This window comes from Simiduia aestuariiviva (genome assembly GCF_014192475.1).
Taxonomy (GTDB): Bacteria; Pseudomonadota; Gammaproteobacteria; order Pseudomonadales; family Cellvibrionaceae; genus Simiduia; species Simiduia aestuariiviva.
The window spans coordinates 179,483-197,705 of sequence record NZ_JACHXZ010000001.1 but is presented as its reverse complement, the minus strand read 5'-3'; the positions used below and the strand labels follow the sequence as shown (position 1 = coordinate 197,705).

The following is an 18,223-nucleotide window of genomic DNA, read 5'->3' as shown; positions in this document are numbered from 1 at the left end:
CATGACCCTAGACGCCGCTAGCGCCGCCGATGCCGCCGCCCTTGTGCCGCTGGTATACAGCTCCGGGCCCGCCGCCTTCGACTATGTATTTCTGGCCGATGCAGAGTCTTTTCTGAGCCAAGCGCTGGCACAGGCCGACGGCAGTTTTGGCCACAGGGCTCACTACGTGGTGCGCGGCGCAACGGGCATCGACGGATGCGTCAGTGTGTTTCAGCGCGACGAACACCTGCAGCGCAACAACGCCAATGTAGGCGCCATCATGCAGTGGGCCGGCTGGCGTTCGCCCCTGGTGCTGCTGCGCGGTTTAAAAGTGGAAAAACTGATCCCCGCGCCGCCGGCAAACTCTCTCCACATCGCGCACCTCGCGGTCGCGCCAGAACTGCGCGGGCAGGGGTGCGGCGCACAACTCATAGCCTTCGCCGCCGAGCGGGCGCAATCCTTGGGGTTGAGCCATTTAAGCCTCGACGTGGCGGCCGACAACCCCCGTGCCGAAGCGCTCTACCGCCGCCTGGGGTTCGAGCAACAGGCCCATCGCACCAGCCAAATTCCGGGTTTGGCCGACCACAGCACGCTAATCAAGGCACTCTAGCCCCCAAGGGGCCTTTGCCGCGAGCTTCAGCACAGGCCATAATAGGCTTTTGCTCGCACGGGGTACGCCATGAAGCCATTAACCTTGGCCACACAAGCCGCCAATTCGACCGACGCCGTCGACCCGGTGTGGGCTCGCATCTGTGAACAAACCCGCGCGCAAGCCGAAGAAGAACCCATTTTGGCGTCGTTTCTGCACGCCACCATTTTAAATCACGACACCTTCGAGGCGGCGCTCAGCTTCCACCTCGCCAACAAACTCGACAGCCCCATGGCCCCCGCCATGATGGTGCGCGAGGTGATAACCGAAGCCATGGCCGACGACCCCGCCATCGCCGAGGCCGCGCGCGCCGACTTGTTCGCCATCGACACGCGCGATTCCGCCTGCTGCTCGCTGGCTGCGCCATTCCTCTATTTTAAGGGTTTCCACGCGCTACAAAGCTACCGCATTGCCCACTGGCTGTGGCAGAACGAGCGCCGCTCACTGGCGCTGTTTTTGCAAAATCGCATCTCTCAAGTTTTTGCGGTCGACATCCACCCCGCCGCCCAGATCGGCATGGGCATCATGCTCGATCACGCCACGGGCATTGTGATCGGTGAGACCGCGGTGGTGGAAAACAACGTCTCGATCATGCAATCCGTCACCCTAGGCGGCACCGGCAAGGAATCCGGCGATCGACACCCGAAAGTCCGGCAGGGCGTGCTCATTAGCGCGGGCGCCACGGTACTTGGCAATATTGAAATTGGCGAAGGCGCGAAAGTCGGCGCCGGCAGTGTGGTGCTGAAATCGGTGGCACCGCACACCACGGTGGCGGGAGTGCCCGCCGTGTTGGTGGGCCGCTGTCTGTCCGAATCACCGGCGCTCGACATGAACCACGAATTGGCCTGCCAAGGCGATTGCCCCGAGAGTAGCTGACGTCTCAGTCATTTTTAGGTACTATCGTGCAGCATTTGGTATTGGCGCGGCGCAGTAGCGAACCTTGGCCGTAGATCACGGTTTAACGTGCACCGCTGACGTACTATGCGCGGATTTACGTTGGGTAGGGTAGCGACGGCATGGACAGGCATCAGCCGCTAAGATAGGGCGCCGCAAAGTCGTTCCCACGCGACACGCTATAAAAACACGTGAAAGTCATCGGGCAGAGTGCCTCAGCGCTCCCTATACTTCTCTCATGGACGAACAAAAGCTGCACTCATGAGTTTTGACGAAACCTTAGCAACCCTGCTGGGCCGGTTTAAACTGCCCGCCCAAACCCTAGAGACCCTAGGGTTTTGCCACGGTACAAAAGCTGCCGATGTGAAGGCATGGGCCGAATCCCTGCCCGCTACGCGCGTCAGCTTCACCAGCGTGCAGCTCTACTCTGCACTGCCGGATATCGCTCGCCTTAAAATTGACCCCATCAACCGCTTGGAAATGCTCGAGGGCGTGCGCCCCTATGTGCAGCAGTGTATTCAAGGGCTGGGCCGCAACTTTTTAAACCAGCCCATTATTCTGCCCGACGGTGCCGTAAAAACCGCGATCGTCGCCCAGGCCCTGCAAAAGCATTTGACCAACAGCTACCTGATTGCAGTGCGCGACCTCGCACAATCCAAACCCAAGGCCAATCAAATGGCGCAACTCGATCTGGCCCTGCAGCGCGCCATGAATGGGTTAAGCCTGATGTTGATGCGCGGCTACCAGCTTTACACGCCCGTGCCCAACGGCGTCTGGCTGGAATTGCACACCCTCTACCAACTGACGCGCCTGTTTGAACGGACAGAGTCCTTGGTGAGCGATAGCCGACTGGAATTTGTCCCAGCACTCAAACTCGAACACACCTACGTGCGCGCCTTAATGCTCGCCTGCGCGCGCCCCAATCAAATGCGCCAGCAGGAAGTGCAGCAAACCTTTGACGCGCTGGAGCTCTGGGCACCCATGGTGGCCATGAAGCACGGTACCGATGAAAACCGCCTGTTTGCCATCGACCCAGCCGACGATATTCCCCCGGTGTACAAAGACCGCATACACCCAAGCAATCCAGACGATGTCTTCGAGTTAGAGCTGGAAGAATTGGTGGTGGCACTGCGCCGGCAGAGCGAGCTAAAAGATGACGACAACCCCATCGTGCGCATCCCCAACAACATGCCCTCGCAGCTGGTTGAGCACCTGTGCGGCTGCTGGACGGTCATGCGCCAACGCGCCTTTGAGCGCCGATTGATTCAAGGTGAGCTACAAGTCACCGTGGGCATCAGTAACCTGCATTACCACAGCGCCCACGAAGTCGAGTTTGCCGACTTTTTAAGCCGCCACGATGGCAGCGCCAGCAAACCCGAAACTGCCGAGGAAGACCCCTTTGCCAACGGCTCTTCCAGCGGGGCCTTTGGCGCCTTGCCCACGATGGATTTCATCGACGATTGGGACGCCGAAGACGAAGAGGAAATTCAAATTGCGCCGGTGCACCACATTCGCATCGTGGATACCAGCCCAGGCGGCTACTGTCTTAACTGGAATGTGGACAGCTCAGAAAAATTGCGTGCCGGTGACCTCATTGGCGTGCGCGAACCCGGCCGTATCAAATGGGCCGTGGCCGCTGTGCGCTGGATTCGTCAGTCGGGCGGCAACACCCAGCTCGGCGTACAGGTTATTGCGCCACAAGCTCAACCCAGCGCGGTGTCTATGGTACACACCACCGGTGAAAAGTCCCCCTACATGCGCGCACTGAAAATTCAGGCGCTTAAATCGGTGAACCAACCCGCCACGGTCATTACCGACAATTTACCTTTTACCGAGTACTGCAAAGTGCGGGTGCGCGACGGCGAGGGCGACGCCCGCTACCAGCTCACCAAGCGGCTATTTGCCACAGGCTCCTTCAGCCAATTCACTTATCGCGTGTTAGAAGGTGGCAGTGCCGAGAAAAAGAACGCATCTAAGAGCCAAGAAGACTATTCTTCCGTATGGAAAGACGATTAATTTGCAATGCCTACAGGGCAAATACCGGAACCAGTACACAGTTCATTGCACGGGAACAGGGCCGCAGCCTTCAGCTGCTTGAGCCATTACACAGTTTACGTAAGATGACTGGCTTGGTGCACTTCGTCACCAGGACAAACACAATAAAGGCAATATGAATCCCAACGACACCATCAGACTGCTGATTATCAACGACAGCCGCTCCGAAGCCGAGCGACTAATTAGCATGCTCAATAACGCCGGTCGCAACACCCGTGCGCAACACGTTGACAGTGAAGAAGGTTTGATCAAGCTGTTGCAGGAGCACACTTGGGATCTCGCCATCGGCCAAGCCGATTCCGAACAGTTGCCCGCCGCGACGGCCGTGCGTCAAATCAAGCGTCTGAACAAAGATATCCCCGTCATATTGCAAACGGAAGAGGAAGGCTCACACGCCATTGTCGACGGGCTGCGCCTCGGCGCGGTGGAAGTCGTGCGCATGGACGAAGACCAACACCTGCTGTTAGTGGTGACCCGCGAGCTGGAAAATCGCGAGCACCGCCAAGCGCGCCGCAAAGCCGACCGCAAGTTTAAAGAGGCCGAACGCCGCAGCCAACAACTGCTCGATAGCTCGCGCGACGCCGTGGCCTACGTGCAAGACGGCATGTTTTTATACGTCAACCAAAGCTTTTCCGAGCGCTTTGGCTACGAAGATCCAGACGATGTATTGTGCATGCCCACCATCGACTTGGTGGCCGCCGGCGATCGCGATCGCACCAAACAATTCCTTAAGGAATTTACCCTCAAAGGTGAAGAGGCCGAATCTACCGAGCTGGATTTCAATAGCCTGCATCATTCCGGCAAACAACAGCCCATTAAAATGGAAGTGGTGCACGCCATTTTTGATGAGGAGCCGTGCATCCAGTTGGTCATGCGCGCCAGCGCCGCCAACAACGAAGAGCTGGAAGCGCAGCTCGAGGAAATCAAACAAACAGACGTTCAAACCGGTCTGTATAACCGTCAGTTTTTCTTGGAACGGCTCGAGATGGCCGTGGACAAAGCCGCCGATGGCGAAGCCGGCGCCACACTGACCTATATCGAAGCCGACCAGTTTTTTGATCGCGTCGAATCAGCGCACGGCGTCAGCGTCGCCGATGGCACCATTAAAAAATTGGCGCAAACCATTCAAAAGCACGCGCGCGACGGCGAATATTTAGCGCGCTTTAGCGATGACACCTTCGCGCTACTGTCACCCGGCACCAGCGCCGACAAACACGTTCAGCGCGCCAAGAAACTGTGCGCCGAAGTCGCGGAAACCATTTTCGACATCGACGGCACCACGGTGCAGTTCACGATCACCGCCGGCTTGGCACTGGTCACCGAAGCGAGCAAAGATGCCGAGACCATCATCGATCAAGCCCTGCAGGCCATTGAAGAGGTGCGCAAAAAAGGCACCGAAGGCAGCGGCAGCGACGCCAAATTGTTTGAACCCAAAATTGGCGACGCGGAAGCGGGCACCGATGTGGCCCGCGCACTGCAGCGCGCCGTGGACAACAATCAATTCAAATTATTGTTCCAACCCATCATCAGCTTGCGCGGCAATGAAAACGAACTCTACGAAGTGCTATTGCGCATGGTGGACGAGGAGGGCAATGAAATTGAGCCCGCCAAATTCCTGGAAGCCGCTGAGACCATCGGCGCCACCACTAAAATAGATCGCTGGGTGATTCTGGAATCCATAAAAATGTTGTCTGAACACCGCGCCAAAGGCAACAAGACCAGCCTGGTGGTCAACCTCAGCCGCCATTCCATCACCGATGAAAGCCTCGTGCCTTGGTTGGGGGTCGCCTTCAAAGCGGCCAAGCTACCCGCAGATGCGATGATGTTTCAAGTCCGCGAGATAGACATCACCAATCACATGACCGCGGCCAAGGCATTGTGCGCAGGGCTGGATAAATTAAAAACCCACCTGTCTATTTCCGGCTTTGGCTGCGCCATGAATCATTTCAACACCCTCAAGCATGTGCCTGCACATTACATCAAAGTGGACGGCAGCTTTACTCAAGATGTTCAAACCGGTGGCGAGGGCGCCGAAGCGCTTACCAACCTCATAAAAGAATTGCATAAACTCGAAAAAATTACCGTGGTGCCCTTTGTGGAAAATGCCAACGTGCTGTCAACTTTATGGCAAAGTGGCGTGCACTATATTCAGGGCCACTACCTGCAGGGGCCATCCGAGGGCATGGATTACGACTTCAGCATGGACGGCTAAACCCATCCAACAACAAAAAAGCCCGCAACGCCGCGGGCTTTTTTTATGGCTATAGGTTTATTGCATTCGACGCTACTCGACCAAGTCGTCATCTTCCAAGCCCAATAAATAGCAGAGCGCGTCCAGCCCCAAGGTGCTGATCGCGTAGTCACTGGAGGCGCGCACCAGCGGCTTGGCGTGAATGGCGACACCCATGCCGGCGAGACCCAACATGGGCAAGTCATTGGCGCCATCGCCCACGGCAATAACCTGCTGCATGTCGACACCGCGCTCGGCGGCAATGCGCTGAATCAATTCCGCCTTGCGTTGACCGTCTACCACCCTACCCGTGACGCGCCCGGTCACTTTGCCATCGACAATTTCCAGCGCGTTGGCGTGAATTTCGTCAATGCCTAAGCGGGCTTGAATTTTTTCAGCAAAATACACAAAGCCACCGCTGAGTATGGCCGTGTGAAAGCCGCGCGCTTTCAATGTGTTGATGAGCACCTCGGCGCCATCCATCAACTCAATGCGCTCGGCAATGCCGGCCAACAGCGATTCGGGCAAGCCATTTAACAGCGCCATGCGCTGTGTGAAACTCTCGATAAAATCCAACTCGCCGCGCATGGCAGCGGCGGTAATTGCGGCAACCTGCTCACCAATACCGGCGGCAGCCGCCAATTCATCAATGCACTCTGCCTTAATCAAGGTGGAGTCCATATCAAAACAAATCAATCCGCCCTGACGGCCAAATTCCGCGCGCGGGTGCACGGTAATGTCCACGGCCAATTGATCCGCTAGGGTGCGCAGTGCACTGCGCAAGGCCGGTAAATCGGCGTCGCCACTGACGCGCAACTGCCACGCCTGTCGCGCCCCGCCATCGGCCCTAGACAGGGTGCGGCTGCTCATCAAGGCCAGGCCGTGATCGGCCAAGGTGTCGATCAGGTGCGCCAACTGCGCACTGGTGAGCGCGGGCGCCATCAACACAACCACATGGCTACACGTGCGACTGGGGCTCGCCTGCACCTGAACCTGCATATCCGGCCAAAGCGCCAGCAGCGATGTCTGTAGCGCATCGCAATCGCCCTGCGAGTCGCACTGCACGTGCACTCTAAACCCCTGCCCATGGCATTGGGTCTCAAGGGCATGGCAGGCCAGCGGCAGCTGCGCCAAATTGGCTAAAACATCGCTGAGGGCGTAGCGGTTGTGAAAACAGGCGAGATGGAGGCTGATCATACGTCGTGTGGCCCTTGCCAGAGGAAGTGCGAATAAGGCCGGGCATTATATAGTTTTCAGGTCGCAATAGGCTAAACTAGGCGGCCTTTTACGCCCGATTTGGGTGACGACCGACAGGCCTATGACGCAGACAAACAACAATAAGACAGCACCACTGGCACTGCTTTACCGACTGGCAGCCCGCACTCAGCCCTTTGGCTTTACGCTGGCCTTGGCAGTGCTTTTGACCTTGACCTGTGGTTGGCAGCTACACCGCTACCTGGACCAACAAACCCACGCCGTATCCCAGCGCTATGGCCAGGCCATGGCCAACATGGCCGCCGAGCAGGCGGAGTCGGCCATGCTCAACCAAGATCGCGTGAGCCTCACCGCCCTGCTGGCAGACCTCACCAAGAATCTCGATGTGGACGGTGCCACAGTGCACGACGTGGAAAACCGCCTGCTGGTGCAGAGCGGCCACACCACCCACCCCAACAGCCTGTATTTTTCCGCGCCCATCGTGTTGCAAGACAGCGTGGCCGGCTATGTCACCGTCACCGTGAGCGCCAACAACGCGCGCGCCAACCGCAATCGCCTGTACGGGCGCTTGGCGCTCACCCTTGCAGCGCTGCTCGCGCTCACCGCCATTGCCTCGGCACTCTACCGCAGCCCAGTACAACCGGCGCCAACGGCCGCGCCCGCGGTGGTCGGCCCGCAGCGAAAAGTCACCTTGACGCTCGATTTACTCAACTTGGAACAACTGCACACCGAGCTCAACGGCGAGGCGTTCAAGCAGCTACTGGAGCGTTTTGAGCGGCAGTTACAAGGGGTGATTGCGCTGTATGGCGGGGAGAGTCTGGGCCTGCAAGACCACCGGCTAACCTTGACCTTTTGCGAGGAAGAGCGCACCGATGCGAGCTTTAATGCCATCTGTAGCGCTGAGCTATTGCACGCCTTAAGCGAGCAAAGTGAATTGGCGCTGCAACTGGGCGCGCGCATTCTGCCCTTCGACGCCAGTGCCAATCTTAAATCTCAGTACGCCCGTCAACTGAAGCCCGGCGGCATGCGCGCCACCATCATCTCGGTAAAACTGCTGGATGAATCGCTCTCGGAGCGCTGCCAGTTTGCCGCCCGAGCCGATCAGCGCAGCGCCCGCGTTGAACAGGTGCTGCCGCCCTATAAAAACTTGCTGGAAAATCAATTGACCCAACTGGCCGGGCTGGCCGCCGATACACTCAGCTGACCCGGCCCGTGGGCATGGTGCAGAATTAATCGGCGCGCAGCTCACCGCCACGGGCCGCTTCGCGGGCCTTTTTGCGGCTGTCCATCAAGCGATAATGGGCCAACTCAGGAATCGTTTCCCGCAGTCGGTATTCCATTTTTTCGATGGCCTCGGCTTTATCACACAGGGCCTCGCCGCGCTTTTCCAGCGTGGGCTCCACCGACTCCATGTCGCGCTCCACCTGCTCGCCAAAGGATTCCATTTTGGTGCCAAAGCTCGCCATGCGCTCGTCAAAACTGCCGTCGCCGCCAAACAGCGCCGCGCTCAACATCGTCATTACACCGCCCATAGAGGCTTCGACCGCCTCCTCAATGGAGCGCTCGAAATCGGCATCAAAGGCGTCATCCAAAATATCTAAGTGCTGATCCACCACGTGGTATTCGCCCGGGTGCTCAGCCTGTCGCGCGGCCATGCGGGCCTCCGATGCCTCCAGCGAAGCGCGCACCTTTTGCGCCGGTTCGCTGTCGGCGCCAAACACCTTGGCGAGCGCGCCGCCCATTACCTTGCCCACCGTGTGCAGCGTTTCAGAAATAAACGCCACCATGTCGGGCATGAACTGCTGCAGGCCGCCGGTGTAATCCACCACCAGCGAACGCTGCTGTGAGGAGAGCGACACCGACGATCCGTTCACGCGCACCTCGCCATCGGTTTTCAACACATACACGGTATCGCGCTGCGTGGAATTAACCCCCGAGGGCTTTACTGAAAAGTCGTTGGCAAAGCGCACGTGGCAGTTTTTCAACCCCATGTCTACACCGGCCACCACTGCTGTCGTTGGCAGCCACAAGGCCAACCCCAATGCCATACACCCAAGAACGCGCATTTTCCCTATCTCCGCGAAAGTTATTTGAGCGATAGAAAACCACACCCTGCAATGGGAGGACAGCACAAATCGGCCAACAACCGCAGCCCGCCGGTGAACCGTGGCCTTATGGCGCCTGAATCTTTACAGGCCCGCGCTTAGATCAAAGCTTACCTTTACGTTAACGTCAACCTGCGCTAAAGTTTGCCCTGCATTTGCCACCGGGGCACCCATGGACAAGGTTTACAGCATCTCAGACCTCGCGCGCGAGTTTGATATCACCACCCGCGCCATACGCTTTTACGAGGACAAAGGCCTGCTGGCACCTGCGCGCCGGGGCCAAACGCGCCTGTACAGCCACGCCGATCGGGTCAAACTCAAGTTGATTCTGCGCGGCAAACGCCTGGGCCTAAGCCTGGAGGAGAGTGGCGAAATCATCGGCATGTACGACCCGGGCTCCAACAACGTGCCCCAGTTAGAGCGCCTCATCGGCAAGATACAAGAGCGACGCCGTGCGCTACTCGCCCAAAAACGCGACATCGACATCATGCTGGCCGAGCTGGAAGACGCAGAGGCACGCTGCCTAGAGGCGCGCGACAGCTGCCAATAAACAAACACAGACACACGAATAAACAACCCAATTTTAACGAGGACATCCCATGAGCTTTCCCTACCCCACATTGAATTTCGGCCTTGGCGAAGACATCGACATGCTGCGCGATGCCGTCTACCAATTTGCCCAGGGCGAACTGGCACCGCGCGCCGCGCAAATCGACATCGACAACGAATTCCCCATGGACATGTGGAAAAAGTTTGGCGACATGGGCCTGCTCGGCGTGACCGTTAAAGAAGAATACGGCGGCACCAACATGGGTTACTTGGCGCACGTGGTGGCCATGGAAGAAATTTCGCGCGCGAGCGCTTCAGTGGCCCTGTCCTACGGCGCCCACTCCAATTTATGCGTGAACCAAATTCACAAAAACGGCACCGAGGCACAAAAGCAAAAGTATTTGCCCAAGCTGTGTTCCGGTGAGCACATTGGTGCGCTGGCCATGAGCGAACCCAATGCCGGTTCCGACGTGGTATCGATGAAATTGCGCGCCGAGAAAAAGGGCGACCGCTACATTTTGAACGGCAATAAAATGTGGATCACCAACGGCCCCGATGCGCACACCTATGTAATCTACGCCAAGACCGACATGAGCGCCGGCTCCAAAGGCATGACCGCATTCATCGTCGAGCGCGACTTCCCCGGTTTTTCTCGCCATCAAAAATTAGACAAGCTGGGCATGCGCGGCTCCAACACCTGCGAGCTGGTATTCCAGGATTGCGAAGTGCCCGAAGAAAATATTTTGGGCGGCGAAGGCCGTGGCGTGGCCGTTTTGATGAGCGGACTAGACTACGAGCGCACAGTGTTGTCCGGCGGCCCCACCGGCATCATGAGCGCGTGCATGGATGTGGTGGTGCCCTACGTACACGACCGCAAACAGTTCAACCAATCCATTGGTCAATTCCAATTGGTGCAGGGCAAGTTGGCCGACATGTACGCCGGCATGAACGCGTCTAAATCCTACCTCTACAATGTCGCCAAGGCCTGTGATCGCGGTGAAGAATCGCGCAAAGATGCGGCGGCCGTGATTTTGTACACCGCCGAAATGGCCACCAAAATGGCGCTCGATGCCATTCAATTGCTGGGCGGCAACGGCTACATCAATGAATTCCCCACCGGCCGTTTACTGCGCGACGCCAAGCTCTACGAAATCGGCGCCGGCACCAGCGAAATTCGTCGCATGTTGATCGGTCGCGAATTGTTTAACGAAACGAAATAAAAAAGGTAATCAGCTTGCAGTAACAGGAAGGGCAAAACACAGCCGCGGCAAATTGCAACGCCACTGCTTTTCCTGTTAGCTGTTAGCTGTTAACTGTTTTCTGTTAACTGCTAACTGCGAGCTGTGAGCGACAGAGGAGCGTTCCTGTTATGCCCATTCTAAAAAGCCAAATTAACACCCGCGCCGACGACTTCGCCGTCAACGCAGAACACTTGCAGGCGCAGGTGGATGACCTGAACAAAACACTCGCCGACATCCATCAGGGCGGCGGCGAAAAGGCCCAGGCGCGCCACACCGCGCGCGGCAAGTTGCTCGCGCGCGATCGCATCGACGCACTGCTCGATCCCGGCTCGCCGTTTTTAGAGTTGTCGCCACTGGCGGCCTTTGATGTGTATGACGATGTGGTGCCCGCCGCGGGCGTCATCACGGGCATTGGCCGCGTCAACGGCCAAGAGTGTGTGATCGTCGCCAACGATGCCACCGTCAAGGGCGGTTCCTACTACCCACTCACCGTTAAAAAACATCTGCGCGCGCAAACCATTGCCGATCAAAATAATCTGCCCTGCATTTATTTGGTAGATTCCGGCGGCGCCAACTTGCCACGCCAAGACGATGTGTTTCCCGATCGCGAACACTTCGGTCGCATCTTTTTTAATCAGGCCAACATGTCCGCCAAGGGCATTGCACAAATTGCTGCGGTTATGGGTTCCTGCACCGCCGGCGGTGCCTACGTGCCCGCCATGGCCGACGAATCCATTATCGTAAAAGAGCAGGGCACCATTTTCTTGGGCGGCCCGCCGCTGGTTAAAGCGGCCACCGGTGAAGTGGTATCGGCAGAGGATTTGGGTGGCGCCGACGTGCACTGTCGCACCTCCGGTGTGGCCGATCACTTTGCCCGCAACGACCACCACGCACTGCAACTGGTGCGCAATGCCGTCGGTCGCTTGAACCGCACCAAGCCCGCGCAGCTCGATGTGCGCGAGCCGGTAGAGCCACTCTACGATCCGAAAGAAATCTACGGCGTGATCCCCAAAGACACGCGCAAGCCCTACGACGTGCGCGAGATCATTGCGCGGGTAGTCGATGGCTCCGACTTCGACGAATTCAAAGCCCTGTACGGCACCACACTGGTGTGCGGCTTCGCGCGCATCTACGGCTACCCCGTGGGGATCGTGGCTAACAACGGCATTTTGTTTTCCGAGTCGGCGCAAAAGGGCGCGCACTTTGTGGAACTCTGTGCCCAGCGCAAAATTCCGCTGGTGTTTTTACAAAACATCACCGGCTTCATGGTGGGCCGCCAGTACGAAGCGGGCGGCATTGCCAAGCACGGCGCCAAGATGGTGACTGCGGTGGCCTGTGCCCAGGTGCCCAAACTCACCGTGTTGATCGGCGGCTCCTTTGGCGCCGGCAACTACGGCATGTGCGGCCGCGCCTACGACCCGCGCTTTTTATTCATGTGGCCCAACGCGCGCATCTCCGTCATGGGCGGCGAACAGGCCGCCGGCGTATTGGCGCAAATTAAGAAAGACCAGATGGAAAAAACCGGCGACAGCTGGACCGCCGAAGAAGAGGCCGCCTTCAAGCAGCCAGTGGTGGATACCTATGAAAAACAGGGCCACCCCTACTACGCCTCCGCGCGCCTGTGGGACGACGGCGTCATCGACCCCGCCGACACCCGCCGCGTATTGGGTCTGGCATTATCGGCCAGCTTAAACAAAACCATCGACGACACGCGCTTTGGCGTGTTCCGCATGTGAGCCCACTATCATGAGCATTCGCTACCAAAAAGACGCGCGCAATGTGGTCACCGTGACACTCGATCGCGCCGAAAAGCACAACGCCTTTGACGATGCCGTCATCGCCGAATTACAACAGGCCTTTGAACGCGCGCGCGACGATCAGTCGGTGCGCGCGCTGATACTCGCCGCCGAAGGCAAATCGTTTTCCGCCGGCGCCGACCTCGGTTGGATGCAGCGCATGGCCGGTTACAGCCTTGAACAAAACCGCGCCGACGCCGACGCCTTGGCCAAGATGCTGCACACACTCAACACCCTGCCCTTTCCCACCATTGCCCGCGTGCAAGGTGCGGCCTTCGGCGGTGCGGTGGGTTTGGTGAGCTGCTGCGATCTGGCCGTGGCCGGTCCACGCGCCAGTTTTTGTTTGAGTGAAGTCAAAATCGGTTTGATCCCCGCCACCATCAGCCCCTATGTGGTGGCCGCCATGGGTGAGCGCGCGGCGCGGCGCTACTTTTTAACCGCCGAGCGCTTTGATGCCAGCACTGCCCTCGCGCTGGGTTTGGTGAGCGTGGTTGAGGAAGAGGCCGCACTGGACGCTTGCGTCGACCAATTTATCGCGCAGTTGTTAAGCAACAGCCCCGCCGCGCTCAGCGCCGCCAAGCAATTGGTGTTCGATGTGGCCAATCGCCCCATCGAGACCACGCTTATCGACGATACCAGCGCGCGCATCGCCGCCATTCGCGTGTCCGAAGAAGGCCAAGAGGGCTTGCAAGCCTTTTTGCAAAAACGCAGCCCTCGCTGGCAGGCACAGGATTAAGGAGCCCCTATGTTCACGAAAATACTGATAGCCAACCGCGGTGAAATTGCCTGCCGCGTCATGCGCACCGCCAAGAAAATGGGCGTGCGCACCGTCGCCGTCTACTCCGATGCCGACCGCGATAGCCTGCATGTGGCCATGGCCGACGAAGCCGTCCACATCGGCGCCGCCCCCTCGCGCGAAAGCTATTTGTGCGGCGATAAAATTCTCGCCGCCGCGCTCAAAACCGGCGCCCAAGCCATTCACCCAGGCTACGGTTTTCTGTCGGAAAACGCGGGCTTTGCGCGCGCCTGTGATGAAGCCGGCGTGGTCTTTATCGGCCCGCCCATCGGCGCCATCGAGGCCATGGGTTCAAAGTCGGCCGCTAAAACCATCATGGAAAAGGCCGGCGTGCCCTTAGTGCCCGGCTACCACGGTGAAGATCAGTCACCGGCGCTCATCAAGCAACACGCCGACGCCATGGGCTACCCGGTATTGCTAAAAGCCGCCGCCGGCGGCGGTGGCAAGGGCATGCGCCAAGTGTGGAGCGAGCAAGAATTTGGCGCAGCACTGGACGCCGCCAAACGCGAATCCATGAACGCCTTTGGCGACGACACCATGCTGGTGGAAAAATATTTAACCCAGCCGCGCCACGTAGAGATTCAAGTGTTCTGCGACAACCACGGCAACGGCGTGTATTTGTTTGAGCGCGACTGCAGCGTGCAGCGCCGCCATCAAAAAGTGGTGGAAGAAGCACCCGCACCGGGCATGGACCCCGCCCTGCGCGCCGCCATGGGCGATGCCGCACTCAAGGCCGCCCAAGCGATTAACTACGCGGGCGCCGGCACAGTGGAGTTTCTGCTCGACATCGACGGCTCCTTCTACTTCATGGAAATGAACACCCGCCTGCAAGTGGAGCACCCCGTCACCGAAATGATCACCCACCAAGATTTGGTGGAGTGGCAGTTGCGGGTGGCCGCCAATGAAACGCTGCCACTGGCGCAAGATCAGCTGCGCATCGACGGCCACAGCTTTGAGGCTCGCATCTACGCAGAAGATCCCGACAACGACTTCCTGCCGGTCACCGGCACCTTAAGCTATTTGGATGCCCCCGAAGAGGGCGAGTTTGTGCGCGTGGAAACCGGCGTGCGCCAAGGCGACGACGTCAGCGTTTACTACGACCCCATGATCGCCAAGCTGGTGGTGTGGGGCCAAGATCGCGACAGCGCGCTCAGACGTCTGCAAAAAGCACTGAGCGAATACCGCATTGGCGGCATGACCACCAATCTCGCGTTTCTCTATAATCTGGTGAGTGCAGAACCCTTCCGCGCCGCCGACCTGGACACCGGCTTTATTGAAAAACACCAATCGCTGATTTTCAAAAAAGACGCCGCGCAAATCGAACACTTTTTACCGCTCGCCGCGCTCTATTTAGTGCTCAAGCAGCAACACAGCGCGAGTTGCGGCGCACCCGCCAGCGATCGCCACTCGCCGTGGAATGCCGCCGACCACTGGCGCTGTGACGGCAGCCGCAAGCACAGCTTCGACATTGCCGTGCACGGCGACAGCCACCGCCTAGACGTGGAACAACTGGGCCGGGGCGCAGCCAGTCGCTACAAGGTGACGCACGCGGGCCACACCACCACGCTGCAAGGCACCCTCATCGGCAATCAATTAATTGCCGACATGGACGGCCATCGCCAAAAGCTGCAAGTGAACGAAGATCAAAATCACATCAGCCTGTATTGCTACAACCACCTGCTGGAATTCACCCGGGTACTGCCAGACACGGGCGATGCCGACGAGCAACAGCACGCCGGTGGTCTAACCGCCCCCATGAACGGCACGCTGGTGGCGCAGCTGGTTAAAGCGGGCACCGCAGTGGACGCCGGCACGCCGCTGCTGGTGATGGAAGCCATGAAAATGGAGCACACTATCAAAGCGCCCAGCGCCGGTACCGTGAAGCAATTTTTCTTTGCCGACGGCGAACTGGTAGACGGCGGCGCGCTGCTAGTGGATTTTGAAGCCAGCTAAATGTCACAGGGCACCAAGATGAACAACACCGTAAAAATTGTGGAAGTGGGCCCGCGCGATGGGCTCCAAAACGAAGCGCAACCCATCGATAGCGCGCACAAAATTGCGCTGGTCAACGCGCTCTCGGACGCAGGCCTGCAAGTCGTGGAAGCCGGCAGTTTTGTAAACCCGAAATGGGTGCCGCAAATGGCCGGCAGTGAAGCGGTGTTCGAAGGCATCGCGCGCAAGGCCGGCGTTAGTTACGCCGCGCTCACGCCCAACCTCAAGGGCTACGAGCGCGCGATCGCCGTGGGCGCCAGTGAAGTGGCGATTTTTGCCGCGGCCTCTGAAGCCTTCAGCCAAAAAAATATCAACTGCTCTATCAGCGAAAGCATCGAGCGCTTTGCGCCCATCATGGACGCCGCCCGCGCCGCAGAAATTCCCGTGCGCGGCTACGTCAGCTGCATCGCGGGTTGCCCCTATGAGGGCGACATCCAGCCCGCAAAAGTGGCCGAGGTCGCCAAGCAATTGTACGACGCGGGTTGCTACGAAATTTCCTTGGGCGACACCATCGGCACCGGCACACCGGCGAGCATTGAAGCGGTCATCACCGCCTGCGCCGCCGTTGTGCCCATCGAAAAACTCGCACTGCACGCCCACGACACCTACGGCCAAGCGCTGGCCAATATCTACCGCGCCATACAATTGGGCGTGCGGGTGTTCGACAGCTCGGTGGCGGGTTTGGGCGGCTGCCCCTATGCCAAAGGCGCCTCCGGCAATGTGGCCACAGAAGACTTGGTGTATATGCTCAATGGTTTGGGGCTAGATCACGGCGTGGATTTACACAAACTCGCGCAGGCAGGCCGCGATATTTGCGCAGTACTGGGGCGGGACTCACAATCAAAAGTCGCGCGTGCCCTTGCGGCCAAGTGCCAGTAATTCAGCGCGCGCTACGACCGAGCGGGGGTGTGTTGCAGCGCCTCCCGCTCGCTTTTCTTCAATCCCTTCACAATTAACCCGTAAGACGCAGCTACTTGCGCCTGCACGAAATCCCAATCCAAGGTGCCATCCAATACCAACGTATTCCAGTGCTTCTTGTTCATGTGGTAGCCGGGCAATACCGCGGTAAACTGTTCGCGCAGAAACTCTGCCTCTATGGGATCGCACTTCACATTCAATCGCATCGGGTCGTCGCGCCACGCCAATAGCGCGAACATCTTGCCGCACACCCGGTAGACCAACACATCGGGCCCAAAGGGCGTGTCTTCAGTGGCGGCCACGTGATCGAGCAAAAGGGTTTGCAATTGTTTGAGACTTGGGGCGCCAGGCATTTGAGTTCTTCCACGTTGGCCAGATTTATAGGTGTTAATCGTCCGCTGTGTCGGCGCGAAACACGCCACTCAACACAATCTGACCTTGATATTTAACGGCCAACTCATCACCCAACTGAATCACTGGAAACGTCATTGGCTCGTCAGTCCAATGCTCGAACTTCGCCTTACCGTTGCGCCTGACGTTAATCGCTGCAAACGAGGCGTTGTTTAAACTTAGCCCAAGCCCACTGCCTTGCGGAATTGATAGGTTTTTTAATTCGATATCGATTTTATCCGGCTTACCCACCTTGAAAATCACATAATGTGCCTCCGCACGACAGGCGTCAAAGCGCGCGTCCTGTGACTTCAACGGTGCAGACAGGCGCCTGACCACAACACCGCCCTTGCCGTTAAACATAAATAAGACAATAAAAACTACGAACAGGTACCACCAGTGAAACTGCATAAAGTAGTCCATATTATTGACCCCTCGTCGAATCACTGTATGGGCGCCAATGGCAGCGCGCGCCAAAGGCGGTGAGATTTATTGTAGTGCCAGCTGAACATTTAACCACCCAGTGGCCTTATGCATTCGCCTTAACCAGCAGCTATAGGTTTATAGACATCCTAAAGTAAGGCACGTCTTCCTTAAAAAAACGCGCACCTTCTGCCACAAAACCAAATCTTGAATAAAACGCTAGCGCCGACTCACGCGCATCAAACCAAAACCGCTTAACCTTTGAAGATCTGGCATCTTCCAGCATGCGCTTAAGCAGCGCCGACCCAACCCCACGATTTTGATACTCAGCCAGTGTGGCGAACTTTCGCAATCGCGCTCCTTCAGAATCCACGTACACCGATGCAACACAAACCAGCTCCAGGTCAATTTCTACACCGTAGTGCAGCGCAGTTTCATCACCGTCGATCTTACAGAATGCGGGTGGCTTATTTGGCCACAATACTTTATGTCGAATGGGGATTGTTTCTTCCCAGGTTAAGTGAACTATTTTCATTGGTATTTAATATCCGGAATTAACATCGATTAGGTGCGGGGACGCGGCTGCGAAAACAACGAATTACTTTCAGCTTGTACTTTTCATTAACCTTTCCTTCTAATGAAATTAGCAATTTCGCATTCTTCTGGAACACGCTCTACACGGCGCTCTAGGTTAGCAGCCTCTGTAACTAAATCTGCACGATGAGGCAATTCCTTTGGTAGTTTAATATTTTTAACGACACCCAAGTTGTGCAGCGCATTTAACACCCACCAACCGGGATCAGGTTCATCTTTGTATAGGCCAAGCATTGCTGAGCCGGGATATGCGTGATGATTGTTATGCCACGCCTCACCCATTGAAAGAAAACCAGCAATACGGATATTGTGCCCCTGAACCGCCGCACCCTCTACGGACCAGGTTCGTTGCCCATGGTTATGGGCAAAGTAGCCTATAAGCCAATGTCCACCCACA

Annotated in this window: 17 protein-coding genes; 11 read left to right on the top strand and 6 right to left on the bottom strand. The window is 57.7% G+C overall.

From position 1 onward, the window contains the following. The first annotated feature begins 1 nt into the window (after position 1). The 4 genes from FHS30_RS00915 (at position 2) to FHS30_RS00900 (ending at position 5,789) form a co-directional block, all read left to right on the top strand. Complete coding sequence (locus tag FHS30_RS00915; protein WP_183907386.1) at positions 2-589, top strand: GNAT family N-acetyltransferase; 588 nt, start codon at positions 2-4, stop codon at positions 587-589. A gap of 69 nt (positions 590-658) precedes the next feature. Continuing rightward, positions 659-1,504, top strand: a complete 846-nt coding sequence (gene cysE / locus FHS30_RS00910; RefSeq protein WP_183907384.1) for a serine O-acetyltransferase — start codon at positions 659-661, stop codon at positions 1,502-1,504. A gap of 279 nt (positions 1,505-1,783) precedes the next feature. Continuing rightward, positions 1,784-3,538: a hypothetical protein gene (locus FHS30_RS00905; protein ID WP_183907382.1), complete on the top strand. Its 1,755-nt coding sequence runs from the start codon at positions 1,784-1,786 to the stop codon at positions 3,536-3,538. 154 nt (positions 3,539-3,692) lie between these two features. Next, complete coding sequence (locus tag FHS30_RS00900; protein ID WP_183907380.1) at positions 3,693-5,789, top strand: EAL domain-containing response regulator; 2,097 nt, start codon at positions 3,693-3,695, stop codon at positions 5,787-5,789. A 72-nt stretch (positions 5,790-5,861) separates the two neighbouring features. Here the strand turns inward: FHS30_RS00900 and serB are convergent, their stop codons facing one another. Next, positions 5,862-7,004, bottom strand: a complete 1,143-nt coding sequence (serB, locus tag FHS30_RS00895; RefSeq protein ID WP_183907378.1) for a phosphoserine phosphatase SerB — start codon at positions 7,002-7,004, stop codon at positions 5,862-5,864. Between the two features lie 121 nt (positions 7,005-7,125). On the opposite strand from serB, the gene FHS30_RS00890 reads away from it, so the two are divergent. Continuing rightward, the gene (locus tag FHS30_RS00890) at positions 7,126-8,226 is read left to right on the top strand and encodes a hypothetical protein (protein WP_183907376.1); all 1,101 of its coding nucleotides are present in this window, start codon (positions 7,126-7,128) and stop codon (positions 8,224-8,226) included. 25 nt (positions 8,227-8,251) lie between these two features. Here the strand turns inward: FHS30_RS00890 and FHS30_RS00885 are convergent, their stop codons facing one another. Continuing rightward, the gene (locus FHS30_RS00885; RefSeq protein ID WP_183907373.1) at positions 8,252-9,088 is read right to left on the bottom strand and encodes a DUF2884 family protein; all 837 of its coding nucleotides are present in this window, start codon (positions 9,086-9,088) and stop codon (positions 8,252-8,254) included. A 211-nt stretch (positions 9,089-9,299) separates the two neighbouring features. Between FHS30_RS00885 and FHS30_RS00880 the strand changes: the two genes are divergently transcribed. From FHS30_RS00880 to FHS30_RS00855, 6 genes are all read left to right on the top strand, one after another. Then, a complete protein-coding gene (locus FHS30_RS00880; protein ID WP_183907372.1) occupies positions 9,300-9,677 on the top strand; it encodes a MerR family transcriptional regulator in 378 nt (125 codons plus the stop codon). Between the two features lie 49 nt (positions 9,678-9,726). After that, positions 9,727-10,896 (top strand): isovaleryl-CoA dehydrogenase, encoded by a 1,170-nt coding sequence (locus tag FHS30_RS00875; protein ID WP_183907370.1) that lies wholly within the window; start codon positions 9,727-9,729, stop codon positions 10,894-10,896. A gap of 149 nt (positions 10,897-11,045) precedes the next feature. Next, on the top strand, positions 11,046-12,653 hold the full coding sequence (locus FHS30_RS00870) for a carboxyl transferase domain-containing protein (protein ID WP_183907367.1): 1,608 nt from the start codon (positions 11,046-11,048) through the stop codon (positions 12,651-12,653). 10 nt (positions 12,654-12,663) lie between these two features. Next, positions 12,664-13,449 carry an enoyl-CoA hydratase/isomerase family protein gene (locus FHS30_RS00865; protein WP_183907365.1) on the top strand — a complete coding sequence of 262 codons (786 nt, stop codon included), beginning with the start codon at positions 12,664-12,666 and terminating at the stop codon, positions 13,447-13,449. Positions 13,450-13,458: 9 nt separating this feature from the next. After that, a complete protein-coding gene (locus FHS30_RS00860) occupies positions 13,459-15,462 on the top strand; it encodes an acetyl-CoA carboxylase biotin carboxylase subunit (RefSeq protein ID WP_183907363.1) in 2,004 nt (667 codons plus the stop codon). Positions 15,463-15,480: 18 nt separating this feature from the next. Further along, positions 15,481-16,380, top strand: a complete 900-nt coding sequence (locus FHS30_RS00855) for a hydroxymethylglutaryl-CoA lyase (RefSeq protein ID WP_221197113.1) — start codon at positions 15,481-15,483, stop codon at positions 16,378-16,380. A gap of 11 nt (positions 16,381-16,391) precedes the next feature. On the opposite strand, the gene FHS30_RS00850 is transcribed toward FHS30_RS00855, so the two are convergent. The 4 genes from FHS30_RS00850 to FHS30_RS16950 form a co-directional block, all read right to left on the bottom strand. Continuing rightward, a complete protein-coding gene (locus tag FHS30_RS00850; RefSeq protein WP_183907359.1) occupies positions 16,392-16,772 on the bottom strand; it encodes an MmcQ/YjbR family DNA-binding protein in 381 nt (126 codons plus the stop codon). Between the two features lie 34 nt (positions 16,773-16,806). Then, positions 16,807-17,232, bottom strand: coding sequence for a hypothetical protein (locus FHS30_RS00845; RefSeq protein ID WP_183907357.1), 426 nt, complete (start codon positions 17,230-17,232; stop codon positions 16,807-16,809). 130 nt (positions 17,233-17,362) lie between these two features. Continuing rightward, positions 17,363-17,767, bottom strand: coding sequence for a GNAT family N-acetyltransferase (locus tag FHS30_RS00840; RefSeq protein WP_183907355.1), 405 nt, complete (start codon positions 17,765-17,767; stop codon positions 17,363-17,365). A gap of 86 nt (positions 17,768-17,853) precedes the next feature. Beyond that, positions 17,854-18,222 carry a hypothetical protein gene (locus tag FHS30_RS16950; protein WP_221197112.1) on the bottom strand — a complete coding sequence of 123 codons (369 nt, stop codon included), beginning with the start codon at positions 18,220-18,222 and terminating at the stop codon, positions 17,854-17,856. Position 18,223 lies beyond the last annotated feature (1 nt).

Bases quoted from the DNA above. Each gene is read 5' to 3' on its own strand.
- FHS30_RS00915 (WP_183907386.1), top strand. From the start codon at position 2: ATGACCCTAGACGCCGCTAGCGCCGCCGATGCCGCCGCCCTTGTGCCG.
- cysE (WP_183907384.1), top strand. From the start codon at position 659: ATGAAGCCATTAACCTTGGCCACACAAGCCGCCAATTCGACCGACGCC.
- FHS30_RS00905 (WP_183907382.1), top strand. From the start codon at position 1,784: ATGAGTTTTGACGAAACCTTAGCAACCCTGCTGGGCCGGTTTAAACTG.
- FHS30_RS00900 (WP_183907380.1), top strand. From the start codon at position 3,693: ATGAATCCCAACGACACCATCAGACTGCTGATTATCAACGACAGCCGC.
- serB (WP_183907378.1), bottom strand. From the start codon at position 7,004: ATGATCAGCCTCCATCTCGCCTGTTTTCACAACCGCTACGCCCTCAGC.
- FHS30_RS00890 (WP_183907376.1), top strand. From the start codon at position 7,126: ATGACGCAGACAAACAACAATAAGACAGCACCACTGGCACTGCTTTAC.
- FHS30_RS00885 (WP_183907373.1), bottom strand. From the start codon at position 9,088: ATGCGCGTTCTTGGGTGTATGGCATTGGGGTTGGCCTTGTGGCTGCCA.
- FHS30_RS00880 (WP_183907372.1), top strand. From the start codon at position 9,300: ATGGACAAGGTTTACAGCATCTCAGACCTCGCGCGCGAGTTTGATATC.
- FHS30_RS00875 (WP_183907370.1), top strand. From the start codon at position 9,727: ATGAGCTTTCCCTACCCCACATTGAATTTCGGCCTTGGCGAAGACATC.
- FHS30_RS00870 (WP_183907367.1), top strand. From the start codon at position 11,046: ATGCCCATTCTAAAAAGCCAAATTAACACCCGCGCCGACGACTTCGCC.
- FHS30_RS00865 (WP_183907365.1), top strand. From the start codon at position 12,664: ATGAGCATTCGCTACCAAAAAGACGCGCGCAATGTGGTCACCGTGACA.
- FHS30_RS00860 (WP_183907363.1), top strand. From the start codon at position 13,459: ATGTTCACGAAAATACTGATAGCCAACCGCGGTGAAATTGCCTGCCGC.
- FHS30_RS00855 (WP_221197113.1), top strand. From the start codon at position 15,481: ATGAACAACACCGTAAAAATTGTGGAAGTGGGCCCGCGCGATGGGCTC.
- FHS30_RS00850 (WP_183907359.1), bottom strand. From the start codon at position 16,772: ATGCCTGGCGCCCCAAGTCTCAAACAATTGCAAACCCTTTTGCTCGAT.
- FHS30_RS00845 (WP_183907357.1), bottom strand. From the start codon at position 17,232: ATGGACTACTTTATGCAGTTTCACTGGTGGTACCTGTTCGTAGTTTTT.
- FHS30_RS00840 (WP_183907355.1), bottom strand. From the start codon at position 17,767: ATGAAAATAGTTCACTTAACCTGGGAAGAAACAATCCCCATTCGACAT.